This window comes from Streptomyces sp. NPDC102270, from assembly GCF_044766405.1.
In the GTDB taxonomy this organism is placed as follows: Bacteria; Actinomycetota; Actinomycetes; order Streptomycetales; family Streptomycetaceae; genus Streptomyces.
In genome coordinates, this window is sequence record NZ_JBIWLX010000003.1 from 55,724 (window position 1) to 80,896 (window position 25,173).

Here is a 25,173-nt window from a genome sequence, read left to right on the forward strand (position 1 = left end):
CATCCGCGCTCTCGGAACCCGTCACGTACACGCCAACCGGCGTCGGGAGAACTGGGACAGCGGCACCGCTCGCCGCCTCCGCCCGTGACCTGGAGAGTGCCATGACCGGCGTTTCCACCCTGGACCGTCCCCCGCAGAGCGCCGCCCCGGCCCGCTACACCGTCACCCTGGCCCGCGACGAGGACGACGTACGGGCCGCGCAGCGGCTGCGGCACGACGTGTTCGCCGGGGAGATGGGCGCCCTCCTGGCCACCCCGGAACCCGGCCTCGACCTGGACGGCTTCGACGCCCACTGCGACCACCTGCTCGTCCGCGACACCGTCACCGGACAGGTCGTCGGCACCTACCGGCTGCTGCCTCCGGAGCGTGCGGCGGTGGCCGGACGCCTGTACTCGGAGGGCGAGTTCGACCTCGCGCCGCTCGACGCGATCCGCCCGGGACTCGTCGAGGTCGGCCGCTCCTGCGTGCACCCCGAGCACCGCGACGGGGCCGTCATCGGTCTCATCTGGGCCGGGATCGCCCGCTACATGGTGGACCGTGGCCACGACTGGCTGGCGGGCTGCTGCTCGATCCCGCTCGCCGACGGCGGCGCGCTCGCGGCCGGCACGTGGAACCGGGTGCGCACCAAGTACCTGGCTCCCGAGGAGTTCCGGGTACGCCCCCTGCTGCCCTGGGAGCCCGCGGAGAACACACCCGCGGCCCGCACCGAGCTGCCCCCGCTGCTGCGCGGCTACCTGCGCCTGGGCGCCTGGGTGTGCGGACCGCCCGCCCACGACCCGGAGTTCGGGGTCGCCGACCTGTACGTGCTGCTGTCGATGCGCCGGGTCGACGCCCGCTATCTGCGGCACTTCCTCTCGCTCGTCCCGGCCTGATGAGCGTCTGGCTGCCCAGCGCGCCCTGCACCCCCGGGGCGTGTCTGGAACGGACGGGGGCCGCCACGGCCGTACCCCGTGCCGTGCTGCGGCTCCTCGCGGTCACGGCGGTCCTGCTCGCCGGGATCGCGCTGCTGCCGGCCGGCCGCTGGATCCCGGCCGGAGTGGTCAGGTGGTGGTGCCGGGCGGTGGTGCGGGCCTCGGGGGTCCGGGTCCGCGTGTCCGGCGCCACCGCGCCCGTGGGGGGAGTGCTGCTGGTCGCGAACCACATCTCCTGGCTGGACATCCCGCTGCTGGCCGCCGTACGCCCGGCCCGGATGCTCGCGAAGTCCGAGATCCGCCGGTGGCCGGTGGCGGGGCGGCTGACGGCCCGCAGCGGCGCGCTGTTCATCGAGCGGGACCGGCTGCGTGCCCTCCCGGACACGGTCGCCCGGATCACCGACGCGCTGGCTGGGGGTGCGGCGGTCGCCGTCTTCCCCGAGGGAAGCACCTGGTGCGGTCGCGCCCAGGGTCACTTCCACCGCGCGGTGTTCCAGGCGGCCCTCGACGCCGGCGTGCCCGTCCAGCCGGTGAGCCTGCGGTACCGGCTCGCCGGCGGCGGGCCCAGCACGGCCGCCGCCTACATCGGTGACGACTCACTGCCGGCATCGGTATGGCGGGTGGTGTCGGCACGCGGGCTGACGGCCGAGGTGGAGGTCCCGGCTCCGATCGCCCCGGGCAGCCACCCCGACCGCCGCTCCCTGGCCCGGGCAGCACAGTCGCTCGCGTGCGACGGGCGCACCGGCGAGCATGCGACCGGCTGACCGGGCAACAGCCGTTTGGCTGGTGAGCGAAGGCATCCCGGGGTCCGTCGGACGCGGGCCTCCGGGTTCGGTGCCCGGGCGAGGGCGGCAGCGGTCGTGCCGCCCGACGGAGTCGGTCGTCGAACTAGGCGCCGACGCCCAGCGTCCTGGCCAGGTACGGTGCCGTGGCGCTGCCCCCCGCCGCGGCGACGTCTTCCGGCACGCCGGTCGCCGTGATGCGGCCGCCCGCGTCGCCGCCGCCCGGGCCCAGGTCGATCACCCAGTCCGCGCCCGCCACCACCGACATGTCGTGCTCGACGACGATCACCGTGTGTCCGGCGTCCACGAGGCCGTGGAGTTGGCGCATGAGGACCTCGACGTCGGCCGGGTGGAGACCGGTGGTGGGTTCGTCGAGGAGGTACAGCGTGTGGGCGCGGCGGGCGCGCTGGAGTTCGTTCGCGAGCTTGATGCGCTGGGCCTCGCCGCCGGAGAGTTCGGTGGCGGGCCGGCCGAGGTGGAGGTAGCCGAGGCCGATGTCGAGGAGGGTGGTGAGACTGCGGGCGACGAGCGGGGTGTCCGCGAAGAAGTCCGCCGCCGCCTCCACCGTCAGGTCGAGCACCTGGGCGATGTTCCTTCCCCGGTACGTCACTTCGAGTGTCGCGGGGTTGTAGCGGGCCCCGCCGCAGTCCGGGCAGGGCGCGTAGGTGCTCGGCAGGAAGAGCAGCTCGACGCTGACGAAGCCCTCGCCCTGGCAGGTCTCACAGCGCCCTCCCGCCACGTTGAAGGAGAAACGGCCGACCCCGTAGCGGCGTTCACGTGCCTCGTCGGTGGCGGCGAAGACCTTGCGCACGACGTCGAACAGGCCCGTGTAGGTGGCGAGGTTGGAGCGCGGGGTGCGGCCGATCGGCTTCTGGTCGACCGAGACCAGACGTCCCACCCCCTCCAGTTCCTCGGTGATCTCACCGACCAGCGTGGACTTGCCCGAGCCCGACACCCCGGTCACCGCGGTGAACACACCGAGCGGGAACTCGGCCGTCACCCCGCGCAGGTTGTGCCGGTTGACGGGACCGACCTTCAACTGGCCCCTCGGCGAGCGCACTTGACGCTTAGGGGTGGGGGAGCGGTCGAACAGATACCGGGCGGTCGCGGACTCCTCGGCCTTCGCCAGCTCCGCCACTGGGCCGCTGTGCAGCACCCGCCCGCCGTGCTCACCCGCCCCCGGCCCGACGTCCACGAGCCAGTCCGCGCCCCGCATGACGGCCAGGTCGTGCTCCACCACGAACACCGAGTTGCCGGCCGCCTTCAGTCGCGCCAGCACCGTGAGCAGAGCCTCGGTGTCCGCGGGGTGCAGTCCGGCGGAGGGTTCGTCGAGGACGTACACCACTCCGAACAGTCCGGACCGCAACTGGGTGGCGAGGCGCAGCCGTTGGAGTTCGCCCGCGGACAGGGTGGGGGTGGCGCGGTCCAGGCTCAGATAGCCGAGTCCGAGCTCGACGACGGGCGCGATACGGGACTTGAGGTCGTCGGTGAGGACGCGGGCGGTCTCCCCGTGGGCGACCAGCGAGGCGGCCAGCTCGGTCAGCGGCAGGGCCGCGAGGTCGGCGATCGTGCGGCCCGCGAAGGTGACCGCCATCGCCTCCGGACGCAGCCTGCTGCCGCCGCAGACGGGGCACGGGGCGGCGACCAGGAAGCGTTCCGCCTTCGCCTTCAGCGTCTGGCTCTTGGAGTCCGCGAACGTCTTCAGGACATAGCGGTGGGCGCTCATGTACGTGCCCTGGTACGGGCGTTGGATACGGTCCGCGTCCCGCACCGGGTGCACGGTGACCACCGGCTGCTCGTCGGTGAACAGGATCCACTCGCGCTCTTCGGCGGGCAGTTCACGCCAGGGCCGGTCCACGTCGTGGCCGAGCGCGTCGAGGATGTCCCGCAGGTTCTTGCCCTGCCAGGCACCGGGCCACGCGGCGATGGCGCCCTCCCGGATCGACAGCGACGGGTCGGGCACCAGCGACTGCTCGGTCGTACGGTGGACCCGGCCCAGGCCATGGCACTCCGGGCAGGCGCCGACCGCCGTATTGGGGGAGAAGGAGTCCGAGTCGAGCCGCTCGGCACCGGGCGGGTAGTCACCGGCCCGGGAGAACAGCATGCGCAGCGAGTTGGAGAGGTTGGTGACCGTGCCGACGGACGAACGGGACGTCGGTGCCGAGCGCCGCTGTTCCAGCGAGACCGCGGGGGGCAGCCCGGTGATCTCCCCGACCTTCGGCGCCCCCACCTGGTGGATCAGCCGGCGTGCGTACGGCGCCACCGACTCGAAGTACCGCCGCTGCGCCTCCGCGTAGATCGTCCCGAACGCCAGCGACGACTTCCCCGAGCCGGACACCCCCGTGAACACGGCCAGCACATCCCGCGGGACGTCGACGTCCACGCCCCGGAGATTGTGCTCCCGGGCACCGCGGACGCGGACGTACGGGTCGTGGGAGCCGGTGGGGTCGTGCATGGGAACGACTCTAACCGGAGGTGATCGCCGCCAGCCGCCGATAGGAGTCCAGCAGGGCCTCGCGGTCGTACGTACTGGTCGTGACCAGCACCTCCTGCGCCCCAGTCTCCTTCAGGACCGTCTCCAGCTCGTGGGCGACCTGCTCCTCGGTGCCCGCGATGTGACCGGCGAGCCCGGACTCGTACAGGCCCCGCTCCCTGTCCGTCATCGGGAGCGTCCCGATCCGCTCGGCGGGCGGCAGGGGCGGGAAGGTGCCGTGGGTCCGGGAGTACGCCATCGACCAGGCCTCCGGGATCAGCAGGCGCCGCGCCTCCTCAGGGGTGGCGGCCACCGCGACCGTCCCGGAGATGACGACGTACGGCTCCCCGGCCCATGGAGAGGGCCGGAAATGCGCGCGGTAGTGGTCGATGCCGCGCTGCATCTTCTCCCGGTTCCTGAGGTCGCCGATGACCATCGGCAGGCCCACGCGGGCCGCGATCGCGGCGCCCTCGCCCATGGCCAGCACGAAGGGCGGCACGGTCAGGCCCTCGGCGGGGCGGGCGTGCACCCCTGTCGGGGAGGTGCCCCGGAACCAGCCCAGCAGCTCCTCCAGCTGTACGGCGAAGTCGTCGGCGTCGTCCTTGTCGCGGCCCAGCGCCTTGCGCACACCGCCGGTGAAGCCGACCGAGCGGCCCAGGCCCATGTCGATCCGGCCCGGGAAGAGGGACTCCAGTACCCCGAACTGCTCGGCGACGACCAGGGGTTGGTGGTTCGGCAGCATCACACCACCGGTGCCGACCCGGATCGTGTCCGTGGCCGCGGCGACGGCGGCCGCCAGCACCGTCGGCGCGGAGCCCGCGACCCCCGGCACGCCGTGGTGCTCCGAGACCCAGAAGCGGTGGTAGCCGAGTCCTTCCAGCTCCCGCGCCAGCCGGACGGTGTCCTGGAGCGCCTGCGCGTTCGTGCCGCCCTCGCGGGTGCGGGAGCGGTCGAGGACGGAGAAGCGGGTGGCGGCGGTCAGGGAACTCACACAGGGTTCAACGCCCGACCGGATGCGGTATTCCCGCGAAAAACCGGATGACCGCGATCGCCGCAGGTCAGCACAATGGGCCGGGTGACCGTCCAGAACATCCTGCTCTCCGGCATCGTCGGCTCGACCGCGTACGGACTCGCCCGCGAGGGCTCCGACGTGGACCGGCTCGGCATGTTCGCCGCGCCCACCGAGACCCTGCTCGGCCTGCACACGCCGAAGGAGTCCCACGTCACCACGGCACCCGACCGCACCCTGCACGAGGCGGCGAAGTGGTGCCGGCTCGCCCTGGGCGGCAATCCGACCGTCATGGAACTGGTGTGGCTGCCGGACGAGCTCTACGAGGTGCGCACCCCGCTGGGCGACGAACTCATCGCCGTCCGGGGGTCGTTCCTGAGCGCCCGGCGGGTCCGGGACGCCTATCTCGGCTACGCCGCCCAGCAGTTCAGGAAACTGGAGAGCCGGGCCGGCGACCACCGCACCGCCAAGCACGCCCGGCACCTGAAGCGGCTCTGCCACCAGGGCCTGGAGCTGTACACCACCGGACGGCTCTCGGTGCGGGTCGAGGACCCCGAGGAGTACCACCGCTTCGGGGACGCCGTCGCCGCCGACCCGGCCTCGGCCCGCGCGCTGCTCGCCCACTACGAGGCCGCGTTCACCGAGACCCGCAGCGCGCTGCCGGACCGGCCTGACGAGGCACCGGCCGAGGCGTGGCTGCGCCGCGTCCGCGCGGAGTTCTACGACACGGCGGCGTGACCTGAGCCTCGGTGGTCCTCAGCCCTCGGGGCGCAGCAGGCCGCGCTCGTACGCCTTGACCAGGTGCTGGGGGACGAGATGGGCGACGCCGGCGATCGTGACGGGCACCAGTTGGGTGGTGGTGGCCTTCCACTGCGAGCGGCGGTGGCGGGTGTTGCTGCGGGACATCTTCCGCTTGGGGACAGCCATGGCGGGAACCTCTTCGGTGGCCTCGGGGGTGAGCACCGCAGACGCTACATGAAAATGGATCCCATTAACAGTCAGCGTCGGCGCCGGGACCGCACCCGGGCCTCCCTCGGCGGCTCGATGAACTGCAGCTCCAGCGTCGGCGGCGGCTCGGCGACCCCCGGACCGCCCGCCGCCGCCCACCGCACGACCTCCTCGGTGCCCTCGTCGTCCATGACGAACCCGATCCACGCGGCCCGGCCACCCGCCCGGCGCCCGGCCGCCGAGGGCCGTACGACGATGACGTTGGCCTGGTCGCACGGGCCCAGACAATCGGTCGTACGGACCTGGAAGCCGTGCTCGGCGGCGCCGGCCCGCAGCAGTTCCAGCTGCCAGGTGTGGTCGGTGCCGGGGTGCTTGCGGGCATCGCCGCAGCAGCAGCCCCGGCAGACGACGAGGGTGCAGGAGCCGGAGCCGGTCAGGAACGTACGGGGCGTCGGGGGCATGGGAGAAGCATGATCCATACGCCTCGCGCCCCGCGCCACCGGGTCGGCCAGATCAGAACCTCGCTCCTACGGCGGCCCCGCTGCGCGGCACCAGGAACGACGGCGCCGACGGCAGGGAACCGTCGGCCGCGCGTGCGCCCGTGAGCGGCGCCGGGTCCGTGCTGAGTACCGAGGACGCGTTCCACGTGCCGCCCAGATCCCAGGAGTTGCCGCTGGAGACGGTCGCCGAGCCGAGTGCGGCCGCCTTCGAGTCGGCGACCGACAGGTTCGCGGTCAGCTTGGCCTTGCCGCCCGAGACGTCGGCGTCGAAGCCGGTGCCGCCGTTAGCCCACGTCGAGTTGCGGGTCAGGACGAGGGCACCGGTGTTGCCGTTGTCCGTGACGCCATGGGCGGCGTTCTTGAAGGCGGCCGAGTTGCGCACGGTGTGTGCCACCGCCGGTGCCGGACTGCCGCCACCCAGCTTGAAACCGTTGCCGTCACCGGCGAAGTCGGGGAAGTTCCAGCGGTTGAACCCGTTGCCGTAGGCGATGGTGTTCTCGATGACGACCGGCGAGGTGAACTTCCAGTCGTCGAAGCCGTCGTCGACGTTGTTCCACAGCCGGGCACCCCGCACGAGGTTGCCGGTGCCCGAACCCTCCTTGATGGCAAGGCCGTCCGCGCTCTCGCCGTTCTTGCGCGGGTCGCGGTTGGCGTAACTGTCCAGGTTCAGGATCTGGTTGTTGCCGGAGGCACCCTGGAGCTGGAAGCCCGACTCGTAGTTGTCGTGGGTCTTCAGACGGGCGAAGACATTACCGTTGCAGCCGTCGCAGTAGACCCCGTACGGGCCGTTCACGATCTCCAGGTCCGAGATCCGCCAGTAGGACGCCTCCTGGTGGATCGCCCCGCGCTCGGCCCGCGGAATGCTGCCGCCGACCGGGGTGTGGCTCGCGGCCAGCTGCTCGCCGTCGATCACGACCCGCTCGCCCTGGTAGGCGCCCAGTGAGATGGGCTGGGTCGCGGTGCCCGAGGTGGCGATGGTGATGTTGTCCGTGAGGGCGTACGTCCCCCCGCGGACGGCGATGGTGTCGCCGGGCTTCGCCAGGTCCACGGCCCGCTGGACGGTCCGCAGCGGCTGGGCGAGCGTGCCCGGGGCGGTGTCGTTGCCGTTCGTCGCCACGATCAGGGTCGTCGGCGCCGCGGACGCCTCGGTCACGGGTAAGGCCAGGGCCGCGCCCACCAGTACCGCCGTCCAGATCGCCGTGTTCACACGCATGGAGTCTCCCGCCTCGACCGACTGTTCTCTCCTCAGTCAGTGGCCGCCCGGGGCGGGAAGGTTGCCGGGCCAGGATCCGTCAGAGGGCCCTAGGGTGGGTGAGGTGACCGACAGCAGCAAGCGCCCGCTCGCCGTGTTCGACCTGGACAACACCCTGGCCGACACGGCCCACCGGCAGCGGTTCCTGGAGCGCGGGCCGCGCGACTGGGACGGCTTCTTCGCGGCCGCGCCCGAGGACCCGCCGATCCCTGACGGCATCGCGCTGGTGCTGGAGCTGGCCGAGGAGTGCGAGATCGTCTACCTCACCGGCCGGCCCGAGCGCTGCCGACGCGACACGCTCGCGTGGCTCGCCGCGCAGGGGCTGCCCGAGGGGCGCGTGCACATGCGGCGCAACGACGACCGGCGGCCCGCCCGGCGCACCAAACTGGAGATCCTGAAGCGGCTCGCCCGCACTCGGGAGATCCAGGTCCTGGTGGACGACGACGAGTTGGTCTGCGAGGACGCCCGACGGGCCGGATTCACCGTCGTACAGGCACGCTGGACCGCCCCTTCCGCGACGCTGGAGGTGGCGCAGGAGCGGGAGGGGCGGACCTGAGAGCCGTGTCAGTCCGACTCGTCCAGGCGGAAACCGACCTTCAGCCCCACCTGCCAGTGCAGGACCTGCCCGTCCTCGATCTGGCCCCGCACTTGGGTCACCTCGAACCAGTCGAGATGGCGGAGGGTCTGCGAGGCGCGGGTGATGCCGTTGCGGATCGCCTGGTCGACGCCGTCCGGCGAGGTGCCGACGATCTCGGTCACCCGGTAGGTGTGGTTCGTCATGGTTCCACCGTGCCCCAGGCAGCCGTGGAGCGCGAGCCGTCCGGCCTATCTTTGGCCCATGGACGGTCTGCCCGGTGACATCTCCGCGCCCACTGCCGTGAACCCCCTGCGCCGGCTCACCCTGGAGCAGCTCCGGCGTCGCACGAGCATGAAATGGCGGACGTACCCCGAGGACGTGCTGCCGCTGTGGGTCGCCGAGATGGACGTCCCGCCGGCCGAACCGGTCGTGCGGGCCGTCCGGGACGCGGTGGCGCTGGGCGACACCGGGTATCCGGCCGGGACGGCGTACGCCGAGGCGCTGGCCGGCTTCGCGAGCGAGCGGTGGGGCTGGGACGGGATCGCCGTGGAGCGTACGGCGATCGTCCCGGACGTGATGCTGGGCATCGTCGAGATGCTGAAGCTGGTCTCCGGACCGGGCGATCCGGTGGTCGTCAACTCGCCCGTGTACCCGCCCTTCTACCAGTTCGTCGGGCACATGGACCGGCGGGTCGTCGAGGCTCCGCTGGGTGGGGACGGCCGGATCGATTTCGCGGTCCTGGAGGACGCCTTCGGGCGGGTCCGGAAGGACGCGGCCCGGCCCGCGTATCTGCTGTGCAGCCCGCACAATCCGACCGGCGCCGTGCACTCGGCCGCGGAACTGGCGGAGGTGGCGGCGCTGGCGCGGACCTACGGCGTGCGGGTCGTGGCCGACGAGATCCACGCCCCGCTCACGGCGGCGGGGGCGACGTTCGTGCCCTACCTGAGCGTTCCCGGCGCGGGGAGCGGGTTGTCGCTGATGTCGGCGTCCAAGGCGTGGAACCTGGCCGGACTCAAGGCCGCAGTGGCCATCGCGGGGCCCGACGCGGCCGACGACCTCGCGCGCCTTCCCGAAGAGGTCGGTCACGGTCCCAGCCACGTCGGCGTCATCGCCCACACCGCCGCGCTCCGGGACGGCGGCGCCTGGCTCGACGCCCTGCTCACCGGCCTCGACGACAACCGCCGGCTGCTGGCCGAACTGCTCACCGAGTCGCTGCCCGCCGTGCGCCACGAGCCGGCCCAGGCCACCTACCTCGCCTGGCTGGACTGCCGTGCGCTGGATCTGGGCGACGATCCGGCGGCCGTCTTCCTGGAGCGCGGGCGGGTCGCCCTGAATTCCGGTGTCCCGTTCGGCACCGGGGGCGCCGGCTTCGTCCGGCTGAACCTCGCGACCTCGCCCGAGCTGATCACCGAGGCGGTACGGCGGATGGCCGCCGCCCTCGGCTGACCGCGGGGGCCGGCGTGAACCGGCCCCCGCGAGTCCGCGTTACCGCGCAACGCTCAGCGACAGCGCGAACCGGCCCTCGCTGTCCGTCCACCAGTGGGCCAACTCCAGCCCTGCGGCAGCCAGTTCACCGCGGACGCCCTCCTTGCGGAACTTCGCCGAGATCTCTGTGCGCAGCTCCTCGCCCGCCGCGAAGTCGACGGCCAGGTCGAGCGCCGGGACCTTCACGGTCTGGTCCGTACGGGAACGCAGCCGCATCTCGATCCACTCGTTCCCGGCGTCCCAGAGGGCCACGTGGTCGAAGGCGCCGGGATCGAAGTCGGCGCCCAGCTCGCGGTTGACGACGGTCAGGACGTTCTTGTTGAACGCGGCCGTCACCCCGGCCGCGTCGTCGTACGCCCTGACCAGCACGTTCTCGTCCTTGACCAGATCCGTGCCGAGCAGCAGCGCGTCACCGGGGGAGAGCAGCGAGCGGACGGAGGCGAGGAACGCGGCGCGCTCGACCGGCAGCAGGTTGCCGATCGTGCCGCCGAGGAATGCCACCAGGCGCGGGCCCGGCGTTCCCGGCAGGGACAGACCGGCCGTGAAGTCGGCGATCAGCGCGTGCACGCTCAGCTCCGGCCGCTGGGCGATGAGCGCGTGCCCGGCCTGGGTGAGCGCGCTCTCGCTGACGTCGACCGGGACGTAGGTGTGCAGCCCGGCCAGCGCGTCGAGCAGGTACCGGGTCTTCTCCGAAGAGCCGGAGCCCAGTTCGATCAGGGTGCGGGCGCCGGTGGCCTGCGCGATCTCGCCGGAGCGCGCGACGAGGATCTCCCGTTCGGCGCGGGTCGGGTAGTACTCGGGCAACTCGGTGATCTGCTCGAAGAGTTCGCTGCCGTGGGCGTCGTAGAACCACTTCGGCGGCAGCGTCTTGGGCGTGTGCGTCAGGCCCTTGAGGACATCGGCGCGCAGGGCGGCCTCGGTGGCGTCCTCGGGCAGGGTGCGGGTCAGCAGGAACGGACTCACGTGCGGGGCTCCTCGGATGGTTCCACGGACGGTTCCTTGAGCGGCGTGAGCAGGATGCCGGTGCGGCTCGCCGCGAGCAGCGTGCGGTCCGGGACCTCCTGCCAGTGCGGATCGTCGTCGTACGGCTCGGAGGCCACGACCGTGCCGGCGCCGGGGCGGTGGAGGTACCAGAGGGTGTCGCCCCAGGCGGTCGCCGCGATGGACTCCCCGTTGGTCAGCAGCAGGTTGAGCCGGGAGCCGGGGGCCGCCTCGGCGACCTCCACGACGGTGTCGGCCAGCGCCTGGCCCTCCTCGTCGCCGCCGCGCAGCCGGTTCAGGACCAGGGCCCACACGAACGCCGAGTCGTTGCGGGCCTCCATAGACAGCAGATCCGCCGGAGGGAGCGAGTTGGTCAGGGGGGCCAGGGAAACCGGCCAGCCCTTGACCGCGCCGTTGTGGCTGAACAGCCAGGGACCCGAGGCGTACGGTGCCGCGGCGGCCTCGGCGTCGGCTCCCGCCAGGGTCGCGTCCCGTACGGCGGCCAGGATCGCCCGGCTCCTCACGACCCGGGCCAGATCGGCGAAGGACAGGTCGGCCCAGATGGGCCCCGCCCGCCGGTACCGCGCCGGTGCCGGGTCGTCCTCGGCGTACCAACCCACCCCGAAACCGTCGGCGTTGACCGTGCCGTACCGCTGCCGCCTGGGCGCCCAGGACTGGTGGTACAGGCTGTGCGGGGGCTCCACGAGGAGCCGGCCGAGCGGCTCCTCGGGTCCCAGGTAGGCCAAATGACGGCACATCAGACGGCTCCGGAGGAACGGGCCGTGCGGAAGCCGGAGAAGATCTGCCGTCGGATCGGATAGTCCCAGTTGCGGAACGTGCCCCGGCAGGCCACCGCGTCCACGGCGAACGAACCGCCGCGCAACACCTTGTGGTCGGGGCCGAAGAACACCTCCGAGTACTCCTTGTACGGGAACGCCTGGAACCCGGGGTAGGGCTCGAAGTCGCTCGCCGTCCACTCCCACACGTCACCGATCAGCTGCCTTACGCCGAGCGGTGACTCGCCCTCCGGGTAGCTTCCGGCGGGGGCGGGGCGCAGGTGCCGCTGACCCAGGTTGGCGTGTTCCGGGGCCGGGTCGGCGTCGCCCCACGGGTAGCGCGTCGAGCGGTCACCGGCCGGGTCGTGGCGGGCCGCCTTCTCCCACTCCGCCTCGGTGGGCAGCCGCCGTCCTGCCCAGCGGGCGTAGGCGTCGGCCTCGTACCAGCACACGTGGACCACCGGCTCGTCGGGCGGCACGACCTCGGTGACGCCGAAGCGCCGGCGCAGCCACTGCTTGCCGTCGCGGCTCCAGAACAGCGGGGCGTGGATGGAGTGCCGGCGGATGTGCGCCCACCCGGCCGGTGCCCACCAGCGCTCGGTGTCGTAGCCGCCGTCCTCGATGAACGCCTGGTACTCGGCGTTCGTCACCGGAGTGGTGTCGATGTAGAAGGGGTCCACCTCGCGCCGGTGCGCGGGGCGTTCGTTGTCCAGGGCCCACGGCTCGTCGGAGGTGCCCATGGTGAACGGGCCGCCGGGGACGAGGACTTCGGCCGGGCCGGTGAACAGCGGAGCCGGTTCCGGGTCCGGGGCGGTCAGGGCCTGCGGTCCAGTGCGGAGCTGATGCGTGATCAGCATCGTCTCGTCGTGCTGTTGTTCGTGCTGGGCGATCATCCCGAAGGCGAACCCGGCCTCGGTGAGCCGGGTTCCGTGCAGCGCGGTTCCCTCCAGGACGTCCAGGACCCGCCCGCGCACCTCCGCGGCGTAGCGCCGGGACTCGGCGGGCGACAGCAGGGGCAGGGTGGGGCGTTCGGAGCGCGGGTGCTCGAAGGCGTCGTAGATGCCGTCGATCTCGGGCCGTATCGCCTCCTGCCCGGCGACGGTCCGCAGCAGCCACTGCTCCTCCTGGTTGCCGATGTGGGCGAGGTCCCACACGAGCGGCGACATCAGCGGCGAGTGCTGGGCGGTCAGGTCGGGGTCCTCGACGCAGCTGGTGAGGAGTGTCGTACGGTCCCTGGCGGTGACCAGGGTCGTCACGGCCCGCTCGCGGAAGGTCTCGGGATCGGCGGACAGGTCGGCGGTGGGGTCGGTCATGTGCGGATTTCCCTCCCGAGCGAACCGTGCGTGCGGTCCAGCAGATCGTCGGCGGGGCAGCGGCCCCGGTTCACATAGCGGTGCACGAACGCTCCCACGGCGTCCGTGACCTCGGTGGTGGCGCCGAGCCGGGGCAGGGCCTCCAGGGCCGCCGAGAAGCACGCGATCGCCGCCTCGTGCAGCTCCGGGTCGGCCAGGCCGTGACGGGCCGCGTCGATCCACAGCGGATTGTGCGGGGCGGGCAGCGACACGGTGCGCTCGGCCAGCGGCTTCACCACCCGGTAGGCGGTCTCGGCGGTCTCCGGGTCGTCGAAGAGCGCCTTCGTCACGGCGAGCGGGACGATCCAGCCGTCCTCGCCGGGCTGGGCGTCCATCATGCGTAGTTCGAGATGGCCGCGCGGTCTGACCGGCGGGAACAGGGTCGATATGTGGTAGTCGAGGTCCTCCCGGGTCGATGGCCTGGGCGTCCCCGACCTGGCCCACTCCCGGAAGGTGAGCCCCTCCGGGACGTCCCAGGGGCCGCTGTCCCGCCGTATGCACATCACGGGCGCGTCCAGGACGTGCCGGGCCCAGGCACGGCGGGGGTCGGCATTCAGGTCGGGGCCGCCGGCCCGGTCCTTGCCGATCTCGGTCCACAGCAGCTGGCGGGTCGAGAGCCAGCCGGTGGGTTCGGACCCGGCGAGCGGGGAGTTGGCGAAGGCGGCCACCAGGATGGGGCCCAGCTGGTGCGCCAGCCACCAGCGGCGTCCCAGGCCCAGCGGGCCGGGCTCCTCGTGGCCGGCGTCCACGCACACCTGCACGGAGGCCGAGGTGCACATCATGGCGCGGCCGGCCGGTCCGGTGCGGTCGAGGCAGGTCTCCATGGCGTCGTAGCGCGGTTCCCGCAGGTATCTGCGGGGAGGATGCCAGGGGTCGTGGCCGAGGCCGACGAGGCCGAGTCCGTGCTCTGCGAGGGCGGCCCGGACGGCGGCGAGGTCGGCGGAGACGGTACCGATGCACTCCATCAGGGAGTCGGCGGGCTGCGAGCTCAGCTCCAGCTGGCCGCCGGGTTCGACGGTGAGCGCCGACGTCAGGGGCACGGTCCGCAGTGCGGCGTAGGCCGCCGCGAGTCGTTCGGATGTGACGGGGAGCCGCGGGCTGCGCAGCTCATGGACGAGCCATTCCACTTCCACCCCGATACGGCGGGGCGGGCCGGTCTTGAAGCAGATGCCGCGGACCAGGGCCTCGAGCTCTGCTTCGGGGAGCGACGTACGGGGCTTCGTACAGTCGCTTGGTGAGTCGGACATGTCGGGATCCTCCTGAGATTCCACCATGCCACCGGTCCGGGGATCAGGTGGGTCGGACCGGCAACGCTCGTTCCACCCAAGACCCTCATCTCGTTCCGCACAAGGGGGCGCTTCCTCGCATTAGGGGCTGTGGATCTCCGTTTCCCAGGGTTTTCAAGGTGTTTTCCGGTTGTGCCCACCGTCGAAAACTCGTTTGCACCACATCCCCCGCATCACCGACCATTCCTGCATGGGCACGACGGGGGAGACCGCGCGGCGTGCGGTCATGGCGCTTACGGGGGTGGCGCCATGAGCGCGCGTCTGCGCGGGCTCGCGCGGGAGACGGAACGGATCGTCGCGGCGGGGCACTATCGCGCACCGGACGGACGCGAGGTCTCCTTGACCGCCGCGATCGAGGCGGCGCGGGCGGGGACGCGGATGTACGGACCGGAACCCGTGCAGGTGCCCGCCTTCGCTGCCGTGGACACGTGCGTGGAGGTCACGGGCGAGAGCAGCCTCGAAGCGGCCCGTCGGCTGGGCGGCCGGACGGCCGTGCTGAACTTCGCCTCGGCCCGCAATCCGGGCGGCGGTTACCTGAACGGCGCCCAGGCCCAGGAAGAGGCCCTGTGCCGCGCCTCGGCGCTCTACACCTGCCAGTTGCGGGCTCGCGCGTTCTACGACCATCACCGGGCCCACCGCGACCCGTTCTACACGGACCGCGTCATCCACTCGCCGACCGTACCGGTGTTCCGGGACGACGACGGCCGTCTGCTGGAGTCGGCGTACCTCGTGGGGTTCCTGACGGCGGCCGCCCCGAACGCCGGGGTGGTGCGGCGGACGGCGCCCGAGCGGGTCGCCGAGCTGCCGCCGGCCCTCGCGGCACGCGCCGAGCAGGTCCTGTCGGTGGCCGTGACGCAGGGCTACCGACGGCTGGTGCTGGGCGCCTGGGGCTGCGGGGTCTTCCAGAACGACCCCGCGCAGGTGGCGGGGGCGTTCCGGACGCTCCTCGGGCCCGGCGGACGGTTCCGCGGTGCCTTCGAGCGCGTGGTGTTCGGGGTGCTGGACCGGACGCGGGACGAGGTGGTGCGAGCGGCGTTCGAACGGACGTTCATGACAGAGCGGCCAGTCGGTTGCTCCGAAAGAGTTAACCGCCAGGTTCAGCCGTAGCGCCGGTCGGGGTCGGCGGTACCCGGTCGGGGTCAGCCGTCAGGTCCAGCCGTACCGCTCGTGCAGCCGCTGCCTGACCAGGTTGAACCGCCCCCGGTCCAGCGCGCAGGCCTCCCGGCGCATGCCCTCCTCGTGCAGCCGCAGGACACGGTCGACGTCCACCCAGGAGTCCCGTCCGGTCCGGTCCCAGGGGCCGCTGCCGATCGGCACCCACTCCCGGTCCCCGTCGTGCCGCTTGCTCGACAGCTGGACGGCGAGGAAGGTGCCGGCCGCCTCCCGGGCGACCACGAGCACGGGACGGTCCTTGCCGCGTCCGTCGTTCTCCTCGAAGGGCACCCAGGTCCACACGATCTCCCCGGGGTCGGGGTCGCCGTCGTGCGCGGGGGAGTACTCGGTGCGCACCCGGCCGACCTGGCGCGGGTCGGTCTCGGCGGTGGCGGTGGCGCCGAAGCGGCCGGGGACGTTCTCATCGGTAAACGCAGTCACGGGGGAACCTTAAGGCGTCCCGAACCGGGCGGGGGGTACGGTCGATCGGATGAACGCAACCTCGGCCGCGACGGCGAGCGCGGTCACCTTCGTGTGGCTCGGGATGGTGCTGGCGATCTCCTTCTTGGAGGCGCCGCTGAAGTTCCGCGCCCCGGACGTGAGTGTCCGGATCGGTCTGGGGATCGGGCGCCTGGTCTTCCGGGCCCTGAACCTCGTGGAGTGCGTCCTGGCCGCCGCGGTGGTCGGCGCGGTCGCCGCCGGTGACGCACCGGGGCGCGTCCTCGCCTGGACCGCGGCAGCGGTGGTCGTGCTCATCGTCCAACTGGCGCTGATCCGCCCCCGCTTGAACCGCCGCTCCGACCGCGTCCTGGCCGGCGAGGACCTGCCCCGCTCGCGCGGACACCTCCTCTACGTCGCCTTCGAGGCGGCCAAGGTCGTCGCGCTGCTCGGCCTGGGCGTCACGCTGTCGGCGCTGTGAACAGGCCGGCCGGGGCCCCTTTCTGCAAGGACCCCGGCCGGCCCGCCCGTTACTCCTGGACCGGCACCTTCTGGACCGGCACCTTCTGGGAGGGCGGCGACGCCACCCCGTTGAGCGAAGTGCCGTTGACGCTCTGCCCGGTCTGGTTCATCGACGCCAGCAGCTGACGTGCCAGACCCAGACCGGTGCCGCCCATGGTGAGCGCCTTGGCGAACATGTCCGCCATACCGTCGGCGCCGTTGAGGATCACCATGTTGTCGGCGTTGCCGAACGCGGACGCGCCGGCCCTGACGATCTCCGGCCAGTTCTCGGCGAGTTGCTGGGCGACGACCGCCTCCTGGTTCTCGGCGAGGGCGGCGGCGCGGGCCTTGATGGCCTCCGCCTCCGCGAGACCCTTCGCCCTGGCCGCCGCGGCCTCCGCGAGACCCTTGGCCTGAGCCGCCGCGGCCTCCGCCTCACCGGTGGCCCGGGTGGAGGCCGCCATGGCGGTACCGCGGGCCTTGGTCGCCTCGGCCTCGGCACCCGCGGCCGTCTTGACCCGGGTGGCCTCGGCGGCCGCGGCGAGCTCCGTCTCCTTCGCCTTGGCCTCGGCCGCGGAGATCCGCGCGTCGCGCTCGGCCTCGGCGAGCGTGCGCTTCTCGTAGGCCTTGGCGTCCGCCGGCTTGCGGACGTCCGCCTGGAGCTGCTGTTCCCGCCGGTTCGCCTCCAGTTCGGCGATCCGGGTCTCCTGGACCACGACCTCCTGGCGGGCCGCGGCGTCGGCGAGCGGACCGGCCTGGCGTGCCTTGGCGCCCGCCTTGTCCCGCTCGGCCTGGTAGCCGGCCTGGAGGATCTCGCTGTCCCGGGTGGCCTGCGCCATCCGGGCGTACGCCTGCTGCTCGGCCTCGGTGGCCAGCCGGTTCGCCTCCGCCTGCGCGATCCGCGCGTCCCGCTGGACGGCGGCCGCGTGCGGCATCGCCAGGTTCTGCATGTACCCGGTCGGGTCCTCGATCTCATGGATCTGCAGCGAGTCCACGATCAGACCCAGCTTCTCCATCTCCGTGCCGCAGGCGGCCCGGGTCTGCCCGGTGAGCTTCTCCCGGTCGCGGATCATGTCCTCGACGGTCAACCCGCCGACGATGGACCGCAGATGACCGGCGAACACGTTGTGCACCCGCTCGGACATCAGCTTCTGCTGGTCGAGGAAGCGACGCCCCGCGTTGGCGATCGACACGAAGTCGTCGCCGACCTTGAAGATGACCACGCCCCGCACCTTGAGCGGAATGCCCTGGTGGGTCACGCAGTCCACGTGCAGTTCGGTCTCGTTCAGGTCGAGCGAGAGCTTGCGCACCGCCTGCACACCGGGCAGCACCAGCGTGCCGCGCCCGGTGACGATGCGGAATCCCATGCCCGCCTCAAGACCCTCGGTCTTGTGGTTGGACCCCGAGATGATCAGTGCCTCGTTGGGTTCCGCGACACGCCACATGAGCTTGAACAGACCGATCAGAACGGCGATGGCAGCTACGGCCACCCCCGCAACGACGCCGACAACCATCGGCATACGCCCCCTTTGCATGGTGCCCTTTCGGCACCGAACGAAGGGAGTGTGCGCCTGTTCGAGGCCGTGGTGAAGACGCCGGCGGATCCTTGTCGAAACCTTGATACACGCCTCTCACCTGCGCGTGAGCAGGCTCAACTGTCGTACGCCGACTGCACGTAGACCGTCCTCGGCGGCAGGTACTCCACCACCATCACCACGGTGCCCCGCTCGATCCGGTCCGTGGCGGTGGCCGGGTAGGCGAGGAAGTGCTCGGCGCCGCCCCGCACCCGGACGATCACCTCGCCGACGAGCCCCGGCCCGATCGTCCCCGTGACCCGCCCCATGAGCCCGACCATCGACGCATCGTCCATGGTCACAGGGTACGGGCGGAACGCGGTCAGACGGCCGGGGAATCCACGGCCGCCTCCTGGGGCGGCCACGTCTCGTGCCAGCGCAGCGCGTCCTCCAACTGCGCCGCCAGCGACAGGAGAAGCGGTTCACTGTTCGCGGGTCCGAGCAACTGGGCGCCGACGGGCAGTCCGCCGCCGACGAACCCGGCGGGCACATTGACCCCGGGCCACCCCAGCACGTTCCACGGCCAGGCGTAAGGACAGGCCGCGATCATCGCCCGGTCGGTGGCCAGCCCGCTCAGCTCCAGCATCGCCCCGATGCGCGGCGGGGGAGCGGCCGTGGTCGGGGCGAGGACGATGTCGTACGACGTGAAGAAGCCGCCGATCCGGCGGTGCAGGACCGCCTCCGCGCGCCGCGCCGCCCTGAGCGGGACTCCGCCGAGCAGTCCGCCGAGCCGGGCCGCGTCCCGGGTGCGGCGGTCCAGGAGCGCGGGGAAGGGCGCCTCGCGGACCCGTTCGGCGATACCGGCGGTGGCGCGTGGGATGAAGGTGAGCCCGATCTGTCCGTACGGCGGATCGGCCTCCTCGACCAGGTGCCCCAACGCGCTCAGCTTCTCGGCGAGTTCGACGACCCGCGCCCGTACCTCCGGCTGGAGCCGGGCGGGCAGTGCGGTGAACGGCGGCTTCAGGGCGAGCGCGATACGCAGCCGGCCGGGGTCGCGGCCAACCGCCGCGGAGGCGTCGACGGCAGGCGGGCGATGCGGGTCCAGGGGATGGTTGCCGGCGGCCGCGTCGAGCAGGAGGGCCGCGTCGGCGACCGTGCGGGCCAGCGTGCCGTTGACCGTGATGCCCTGGAAGGACTCGCCGCGCGGCCAGGTCGAGATGCGGCCGCGCTGCGGCTTGATGCCGACGAGGTGGGTCCAGGAGGCGGGGATCCGTACCGAACCGGCCCCGTCCGAGCCGAGCGCGGCGGGCACCAGACCTGCGGCGACGGCCGCGGCGGACCCGCCGGACGAGCCGCCCGGCGTGTGCTCCGGGCTCCATGGATTGCGGGTCGCGCCGAAGGCCGGGCCCTCGGTGAACGGCCACTGCCCGAACTCGCAGGTGTTGGTCTTGCCGACGATCACGGCCCCGGCCGCGCGCAACCGCCGTACCGCCTCTCCGTCCCGGGCGACCGCCGGATACTCCCCCTGACAGCCGAACGCGGTGGGTTCACCGGCCACGTCCATGTCGTCCTTGACGGCGACGGGCACTCCGAGCAGTGGTTTCCGTACACCGGCGGCCAGTTGGGCGTCCGCCGCCTCAGCCTCGGCGAGGGCGGCGCGCGTCCGGACGATCCGGAAGGCGTTGAGCGGACCCTGGGAGGCCTCGATCCGCGCCAGGGTCTGCTCGACGAGTGCCCGGGAGGTGATCGTGCCGTCGGCCAGCGCGCGGGCGGTTTCCACCAGGCCTGCGGAACGGTCGTACGTCATACGGGGCACCTCCGGGAGTCCGGGACGACCTTGCCTACCGAACGGTAACGTCGGAAAGCGCTTCGCCGGAACGTATCCCCGGCGGCAGCGGCTGTTCGGCAGGCTCCACAGCCATCTCACAGCGCTCACCAGGTCATGCGCAAAGCATTGACGCGTTCGGGTCACAGCCCTACCTTCTGATCGACTTTCCGAACCTCGTTCGGTATGTCGGACATATCGAGCCGCGTTGTGTCCTTGCCCCAGGGAGAGCCGCCGTGACCACACGTCCCCGCACGCCGTCCCGCCGCACCTTGCTGCGCGCGATGGCGGCCCTGCCTGCCTCCGCCGTCCTGCTGGGCGAACTGCCCGGCGCGGCCTTCGCCGCCGCCCCGCCGAGCGGTTCCGCGACCCGCTACACGATCGTGCCGTTCCTCAACGGCAACGACGGCACCGTGAACGTCTACCAGTCCGACGACGCCACGGACTTCCGGCTGCTCAAGTCCTCCGCCTACACGCCGCCCAGCAACAGGATCCGCGACGCCAGCGTCTTCAAGCACGCCGACGGCTACTACTACCTCACGTACACGACCCACACCTGGCAGGACGTCAGCACCACGATCGGCTTCGCGCGCAGCTCCGACCGGGCCAACTGGACCTTCCTGTACGACTACACGGTCCCCCTCGCCAATCTGTCCCGCGCGTGGGCACCGGAGTGGTTCGTCGACAGCGACGGCAGCGTGAACGTCATCGTGTCCTGCTCGCTCACCAGCGACGAGTGGATCTTCACGCCGTACCGCCTGAAGGCGACCAACTCCGCCCTGACGGCCTGGAGTTCACCGGTCGCCCTGGCCGGGATCGGCCCCAACCACATCGACACGTACATCGTGAAGAGCGGCTCGACCTACCACGCCTTCACGAAGAACGAGACGACGAAGTACATCGAGTACGCGACGGCGTCGTCCCTGACCGGCCCCTACACGATCTCCAGGACCGGCGACTGGGCCGGCTGGGGCAGCTACCGCGAGGGCCCGTCCGTGATCCAGCTCGACAACGGCGGCTGGCGGATCTTCTTCGACGGCTACGGCGACGGGAACTACTACTACAGCGACAGCTACAACACCTTCGCGAGCTGGTCGGCCCCGACCGCGCTGCCGGTGGTCTCCGGCACCGCCCGCCACTTCACGGTCATCAAGGAGACGGTCTCCGGCGGCCCCTCGCTCGCCAAGAACGTCACGCGTTCCTTCCGGTCGGCCAACTACTCCACGCGGTACTGGCAGACCCAGTCCTCGCTGCTCAACCTCCCGGTGGTGACCGGCTCCAGCACGGCTGCCGAAAAGACGGCGTCCACCTTCACGGTCGTCGCGGGCCTCGCCGACTTGGGCGGCTACTCCTTCCGCGACTCCTCCGGCAACTACCTGCGCCACTGGGACTTCCGCGGCCGCTTCGACGCCAACGACGGCACGTCGACCTTCGCCAAGGACGCGACGTTCATCGCCCGCACGGGCACGTCCTCGGGCGCGATCCGCTGGGAGTCGTACAACTATCCCGGGTACTACCTTCGCCACTACAACTACCAGCTCCGGCTGGAGCGGACGGCGGGGACGGATCTGTTCCGGCAGGACAGCTCGTTCGTGCCGGTGGCGGCCTGGGGCTGAGCTGCACCGCTGCCGGCCTGGGTCAGCGGCGGGGCTCCTCCCGGAACGACGCGCGTGTTTCCGCCCCTGGTAGGGAGAAGGTTGCCGGAGGCCGCATACTCGGTGATCGTTGCGGGCTGTGGGGCCCAGCATGCTGGGCGGGGCGAAGGGTGTGGGGGGACATGACCGACGTGGACGATCTGGCCGCTGTGGACGTGGTGGAGGATCCCGGCACAACGGGGCGCCAAAGTGGCGCTCTGGGACAGTGGTTGCTGCGACACCGGGTGCAGGCGGTCAACCCGGCGGCGGAGGCAGGCGCCGGGGAGTCTCACACCTGGTGGAAGGTGATGTGCCTGACCGGCGTCGACTACTTCTCCAGCCTGGCCTACGTTCCGGCGATCGCCGCGCTCGCGGCCGGTGCGGTCTCGCCGCTGGCCACGCTTCTGCTCGTGCTGCTGACCCTGGTGGGGATGCTGCCGATGTACCGGCGGGTGGCCGGCGAGAGTCCGCACGGGGCCGGATCGGTGGCGATGCTCGAGGACCTGCTGCCCTTCTGGCGGGGCAAACTGTTCGTCCTGGTCCTGCTCGGGTTCGTGGTGACCTCGTGGATCATCACCATCACCCTCTCCGCGGCCGACGCCTCCGTACATCTGGTGGAGAGTTCCTACGCCCCGCATGCTCTGCAAGGACATGAGGTCGTCATCACCGTGGCGCTCCTCGTGCTCCTCGGCGGGGTCTTCCTGCTCGGGTTCAGCGAAGCGGTGAGCGTGGCCATCCCTCTGGTCGCCGTCTTCCTCGCGCTCAACGCGGTGACCATCGGCGTCGGCCTGGTGGATGTGTTCACCAGCCCGGACGCCTTCTCGGCCTGGACCGGCGCACTCACCGAAGGCCGCGGGTTCGGTGACCTGGTCGAGCCCGCGCTGCTGGCCTTCCCGCTGCTGGTGCTGGGCCTGTCCGGCTTCGAGACCGGGGTGAGCATGATGCCGCTCATCTCCGCCGAGGGCGAGACCGCCGAGCAGCGGCTCAAGGCCCGCATCCGCAACGCCCGCAGACTGCTCACCACGGCCGCGCTCATCATGAGCGTCTACCTGCTCGCCGCCAGTTTCGTGACCACCGTCCTCATCCCGCACAAGGAGTTCGAGGCGGGCGGTGCGGCCAACGGCCGGGCTCTGGCCTGGCTGGCCCACGAACACGTCGGAGAAGCCTTCGGCACCGCCTACGACATCAGCACCATTCTGATCCTCTGGTTCGCGGGCGCCTCCGCGATGGCCGGACTGGTCAACATCGTCCCGCGTTATCTCCCCGCCTACGGCATGGCCCCCGAATGGGGTCGCGCGGTGCGCCCCGTCGTCCTGGTCTACACGGTTCTGTGCGTCATCATCACCATCGCCTTCGACGCCGACATCGACGCCCAGGCCGGCGCCTACGCCACCGGCATCCTCGCCATGATGGTCTCCGGGGCCTTCGCCGTCACCGTCTCCGCGCTGCGCCGCCGCCAACGCACCCTGTGCGTGGGATTCGCCGCGCTCACCGCGGTGCTGCTCTACGCGCTGGTGGCCAACATCGTCGACAAGCCGGACGGCATCACCATCTCCGCGATGTTCATCGTCGGCATCATCATCATCTCGCTGGTGTCCCGCATCTCACGCACCACCGAACTGCGCGCGGACAAAATCGTGTTCGACGAGGCCGCCCGCCAGTTCATCAGGGACACCCTCGCCCACGACAACGCCATCAACATCGTCGCCAACCGCCGCGAGGCCGGGGACGGCGCCGAGTACGCCGACAAGGAACGCGAACAGCGTGCCATCAACCCGGTGCCCGGCCTCGCCGACATCCTGTTCCTGGAGATCGACGTCGTCGACCCTTCCGACTTCAGCGAAACCCTCACCGTCCACGGCGTCGAAGTCGACGGGCACCGGATCCTGCGAGCCGAAGCGCCCGCGGCTCCGAACGCCATCGCCGCGATCCTTCTCACCCTCCACGACACCACCGGCGTCCAGCCGCACTGCTACTTCGCCTGGGCGGAGGGAAGCCCTCTGACTCACATGTTCCGCTACTTCCTCCTCGGACGCGGAGACACGGCCCCCGTCACCCGGGAGATCATCCGCCGGCACCAGCCCGACCCCACCCGCCGCCCCGGCATCCACGTCGCAGGCTGACACGTCTTGCAGGTTTCTTGACGAAAGGGCAGGACTGGACAGCTGACGCAGGGCAATGAGCGAGGAGTGAAACGCATCGCGATCGTCGTCCTCGCTCTGGCCGCCGGCATGGTGGCGGTTGTTGCCGCGGTCGGCCTCTCGCCCTGGTGGTGGGCGGCCGCCGTACCGCTCACCCTGCTGGGTCTGCTGGGTGCGGCGGACCTGCTGCAGCGCCGGCATTCGGTGCTGCGCAACTATCCCGTCCTGGGCCATGCCCGCTTCCTTCTGGAGCGGATCCGCCCGGAGCTGCAGCAGTACTTCATCGAGCGGAACTTCGACGGTCGTCCCTTCGACCGGGATGTCCGCACCATCGTCTACGAGCGGGCGAAGGGCACCGACGCCGAGCAGCCGTACGGCACCGAACGGGACGTCTATCTGCCCGGCTACGAGTTCCTGGTGCCGTCGATGGCGCCGTGCCCGGTGCCGAAGACGCCTCCGCGGGTGCGGATCGGCGGACCCGACTGCGCCCGCCCCTACGACATGGCACTGCTGAACGTGTCGGCGATGAGCTTCGGCTCGCTGTCGTCCAACGCGATCCTCGCCCTCAACGGCGGTGCGGCGGCCGGGGGTTTCGCCCACGACACGGGGGAGGGCGGCCTGTCGGAGTACCACCTGAAGCCGGGTGGGGATCTGGTCTGGGAGATCGGCACCGGCTACTTCGGCTGCCGTACCCCGGACGGTGACTTCGACCCCGCCGAGTTCGCCGACAAGGCCGCTCACGATCACGTCAAGTGTGTGTCCCTGAAGCTCTCGCAGGGCGCCAAACCGGGCATCGGCGGAGTCCTGCCGGGGGCGAAGGTCAACGCCGAGATTGCGAAGGTACGGGACGTGCCCGAGGGGCGGACGGTGATCTCGCCGCCGTACCACAAGGTGTTCTCCACCCCGCGCGAACTCGTCCGCTTCATCGCCCGGATGCGTGAGCTCTCCGGTGGCAAGCCGACCGGATTCAAACTGTGCGTGGGCTCGCGCCGGCAGTTCCTCGCCGTGTGCAAGGCGATGCTGGCGGAGGGCACGGCCCCCGACTTCATCATCGTGGACGGTGGCGAGGGCGGCACCGGAGCCGCTCCTTTGGAGTTCGCCGACCACGTGGGAACGCCGCTGACCGAGGGCCTGCTCACCGTGCACAACGCCCTCGTCGGCGCGGGCCTGCGCGACCGGATCAGGATCGGAGCGAGCGGCAAGATCGCCACGGGCACCGATCTGGTGAAACGCCTGGTGCAGGGCGCCGACTACGGCAACGCGGCGCGGGCGATGATGTTCGCCGTCGGCTGCATCCAGGCCCAGCGCTGCCACACCAACACCTGCCCCACCGGGGTGACGACCCAGGACCCCCGACGCGCCCGCGCCCTCGACGTCCGTGACAAGACGCCGCGCGTCCAGCGCTTCCAGGAGGCGACCGTGGCCAGCGCCCTGCAGCTCATGGCATCCATGGGCGTCACCGATCCCGCCGACCTGCGTCCGCACATGCTGCGCCGGCGCATCGATCCCTACACCGAGTGCTCCTACGAGGAGCTGTACGAGTGGCTCGAACCGGGGCAGTTGCTCGCCGAGCCGCCTGCCGCCTGGGCGGCCGACTGGACCGCCGCCGATCCCGACCGATTCACCGTCTGAAAAA

At 71.5% G+C, this 25,173-nt stretch carries 24 protein-coding genes; 10 read left to right on the top strand and 14 right to left on the bottom strand.

The genetic code is table 11. The features are described 5' to 3' along the window. The first annotated feature begins 101 nt into the window (after positions 1-101). Both ACIRP7_RS05600 and ACIRP7_RS05605 read left to right on the top strand, forming a co-directional pair. Positions 102-872 carry a GNAT family N-acetyltransferase gene (locus tag ACIRP7_RS05600; protein ID WP_403654379.1) on the top strand — a complete coding sequence of 257 codons (771 nt, stop codon included), beginning with the start codon at positions 102-104 and terminating at the stop codon, positions 870-872. Further along, complete coding sequence (locus ACIRP7_RS05605; RefSeq protein WP_403654381.1) at positions 872-1,675, top strand: lysophospholipid acyltransferase family protein; 804 nt, start codon at positions 872-874, stop codon at positions 1,673-1,675. Before ACIRP7_RS05600 ends, ACIRP7_RS05605 begins: the two co-directional genes overlap by 1 nt. Positions 1,676-1,799: 124 nt before the next feature. Here ACIRP7_RS05605 and ACIRP7_RS05610 read toward each other — a convergent pair whose 3' ends face one another. Then, positions 1,800-4,148 carry an ATP-binding cassette domain-containing protein gene (locus ACIRP7_RS05610; RefSeq protein WP_403654383.1) on the bottom strand — a complete coding sequence of 783 codons (2,349 nt, stop codon included), beginning with the start codon at positions 4,146-4,148 and terminating at the stop codon, positions 1,800-1,802. 10 nt (positions 4,149-4,158) lie between these two features. Continuing rightward, entirely contained in the window at positions 4,159-5,157 is a 999-nt protein-coding gene (locus ACIRP7_RS05615; protein ID WP_403654385.1) for an LLM class flavin-dependent oxidoreductase, read from the bottom strand. A gap of 84 nt (positions 5,158-5,241) precedes the next feature. Here ACIRP7_RS05615 and ACIRP7_RS05620 point away from each other — a divergent pair, with 84 nt between their 5' ends. Further along, entirely contained in the window at positions 5,242-5,913 is a 672-nt protein-coding gene (locus ACIRP7_RS05620; RefSeq protein WP_403654387.1) for a DNA polymerase beta superfamily protein, read from the top strand. Positions 5,914-5,931: 18 nt separating this feature from the next. Here the strand turns inward: ACIRP7_RS05620 and rpmF are convergent, their stop codons facing one another. From rpmF to ACIRP7_RS05635, 3 genes are all read right to left on the bottom strand, one after another. After that, positions 5,932-6,102, bottom strand: coding sequence for a 50S ribosomal protein L32 (gene rpmF, locus ACIRP7_RS05625; RefSeq protein WP_403654389.1), 171 nt, complete (start codon positions 6,100-6,102; stop codon positions 5,932-5,934). Between the two features lie 71 nt (positions 6,103-6,173). After that, positions 6,174-6,584, bottom strand: coding sequence for a (2Fe-2S) ferredoxin domain-containing protein (locus tag ACIRP7_RS05630; protein WP_403654391.1), 411 nt, complete (start codon positions 6,582-6,584; stop codon positions 6,174-6,176). Positions 6,585-6,636: 52 nt separating this feature from the next. Further along, positions 6,637-7,836, bottom strand: a complete 1,200-nt coding sequence (locus ACIRP7_RS05635; protein WP_403654393.1) for a right-handed parallel beta-helix repeat-containing protein — start codon at positions 7,834-7,836, stop codon at positions 6,637-6,639. Positions 7,837-7,939: 103 nt separating this feature from the next. Here ACIRP7_RS05635 and ACIRP7_RS05640 point away from each other — a divergent pair, with 103 nt between their 5' ends. Continuing rightward, positions 7,940-8,431, top strand: coding sequence for a hypothetical protein (locus ACIRP7_RS05640; protein ID WP_403654395.1), 492 nt, complete (start codon positions 7,940-7,942; stop codon positions 8,429-8,431). Between the two features lie 8 nt (positions 8,432-8,439). Here the strand turns inward: ACIRP7_RS05640 and ACIRP7_RS05645 are convergent, their stop codons facing one another. Next, positions 8,440-8,655 (bottom strand): dodecin, encoded by a 216-nt coding sequence (locus ACIRP7_RS05645; RefSeq protein ID WP_403654397.1) that lies wholly within the window; start codon positions 8,653-8,655, stop codon positions 8,440-8,442. Between the two features lie 58 nt (positions 8,656-8,713). Here ACIRP7_RS05645 and ACIRP7_RS05650 point away from each other — a divergent pair, with 58 nt between their 5' ends. Beyond that, on the top strand, positions 8,714-9,898 hold the full coding sequence (locus ACIRP7_RS05650; RefSeq protein ID WP_403654399.1) for a MalY/PatB family protein: 1,185 nt from the start codon (positions 8,714-8,716) through the stop codon (positions 9,896-9,898). Positions 9,899-9,937: 39 nt separating this feature from the next. Here the strand turns inward: ACIRP7_RS05650 and egtD are convergent, their stop codons facing one another. The 4 genes from egtD to egtA are packed head-to-tail and all read right to left on the bottom strand — an operon-like array spanning position 9,938 to position 14,293. After that, on the bottom strand, positions 9,938-10,900 hold the full coding sequence (gene egtD, locus ACIRP7_RS05655; RefSeq protein ID WP_403654401.1) for an L-histidine N(alpha)-methyltransferase: 963 nt from the start codon (positions 10,898-10,900) through the stop codon (positions 9,938-9,940). Then, positions 10,897-11,676, bottom strand: coding sequence for an ergothioneine biosynthesis protein EgtC (egtC, locus tag ACIRP7_RS05660; protein ID WP_403654403.1), 780 nt, complete (start codon positions 11,674-11,676; stop codon positions 10,897-10,899). Before egtC ends, egtD begins: the two co-directional genes overlap by 4 nt. Continuing rightward, entirely contained in the window at positions 11,676-13,007 is a 1,332-nt protein-coding gene (gene egtB, locus ACIRP7_RS05665; protein WP_403654405.1) for an ergothioneine biosynthesis protein EgtB, read from the bottom strand. Before egtB ends, egtC begins: the two co-directional genes overlap by 1 nt. Beyond that, positions 13,004-14,293: an ergothioneine biosynthesis glutamate--cysteine ligase EgtA gene (egtA, locus tag ACIRP7_RS05670; protein ID WP_403654407.1), complete on the bottom strand. Its 1,290-nt coding sequence runs from the start codon at positions 14,291-14,293 to the stop codon at positions 13,004-13,006. The genes egtB and egtA overlap by 4 nt, the downstream gene beginning before the upstream one ends. A 288-nt stretch (positions 14,294-14,581) precedes the next feature. Here egtA and ACIRP7_RS05675 point away from each other — a divergent pair, with 288 nt between their 5' ends. Beyond that, positions 14,582-15,439, top strand: coding sequence for a TIGR02452 family protein (locus ACIRP7_RS05675; protein ID WP_403654409.1), 858 nt, complete (start codon positions 14,582-14,584; stop codon positions 15,437-15,439). Positions 15,440-15,478: 39 nt separating this feature from the next. Here ACIRP7_RS05675 and ACIRP7_RS05680 read toward each other — a convergent pair whose 3' ends face one another. After that, positions 15,479-15,925, bottom strand: a complete 447-nt coding sequence (locus tag ACIRP7_RS05680; protein ID WP_352384534.1) for a type II toxin-antitoxin system PemK/MazF family toxin — start codon at positions 15,923-15,925, stop codon at positions 15,479-15,481. Positions 15,926-15,974: 49 nt separating this feature from the next. On the opposite strand from ACIRP7_RS05680, the gene ACIRP7_RS05685 reads away from it, so the two are divergent. After that, a complete protein-coding gene (locus ACIRP7_RS05685; RefSeq protein ID WP_403654411.1) occupies positions 15,975-16,403 on the top strand; it encodes a hypothetical protein in 429 nt (142 codons plus the stop codon). 49 nt (positions 16,404-16,452) lie between these two features. Here the strand turns inward: ACIRP7_RS05685 and ACIRP7_RS05690 are convergent, their stop codons facing one another. The 3 genes from ACIRP7_RS05690 to ACIRP7_RS05700 all read right to left on the bottom strand — a co-directional run bounded on the left by ACIRP7_RS05690 (position 16,453) and on the right by ACIRP7_RS05700 (position 19,744). Continuing rightward, positions 16,453-17,943: an SPFH domain-containing protein gene (locus ACIRP7_RS05690; protein WP_403654413.1), complete on the bottom strand. Its 1,491-nt coding sequence runs from the start codon at positions 17,941-17,943 to the stop codon at positions 16,453-16,455. Positions 17,944-18,074: 131 nt separating this feature from the next. Continuing rightward, on the bottom strand, positions 18,075-18,293 hold the full coding sequence (locus ACIRP7_RS05695) for a hypothetical protein (protein WP_393597602.1): 219 nt from the start codon (positions 18,291-18,293) through the stop codon (positions 18,075-18,077). Between the two features lie 26 nt (positions 18,294-18,319). Continuing rightward, positions 18,320-19,744 carry an amidase gene (locus tag ACIRP7_RS05700; protein ID WP_403654415.1) on the bottom strand — a complete coding sequence of 475 codons (1,425 nt, stop codon included), beginning with the start codon at positions 19,742-19,744 and terminating at the stop codon, positions 18,320-18,322. Positions 19,745-19,998: 254 nt separating this feature from the next. On the opposite strand from ACIRP7_RS05700, the gene ACIRP7_RS05705 reads away from it, so the two are divergent. From ACIRP7_RS05705 to ACIRP7_RS05715, 3 genes are all read left to right on the top strand, one after another. Next, the gene (locus ACIRP7_RS05705) at positions 19,999-21,378 is read left to right on the top strand and encodes a glycoside hydrolase family 43 protein (RefSeq protein WP_403654417.1); all 1,380 of its coding nucleotides are present in this window, start codon (positions 19,999-20,001) and stop codon (positions 21,376-21,378) included. Positions 21,379-21,539: 161 nt separating this feature from the next. Next, on the top strand, positions 21,540-23,519 hold the full coding sequence (locus ACIRP7_RS05710; protein WP_403654419.1) for an amino acid transporter: 1,980 nt from the start codon (positions 21,540-21,542) through the stop codon (positions 23,517-23,519). A gap of 66 nt (positions 23,520-23,585) precedes the next feature. Continuing rightward, complete coding sequence (locus ACIRP7_RS05715; protein WP_403654421.1) at positions 23,586-25,169, top strand: FMN-binding glutamate synthase family protein; 1,584 nt, start codon at positions 23,586-23,588, stop codon at positions 25,167-25,169. Positions 25,170-25,173 lie beyond the last annotated feature (4 nt).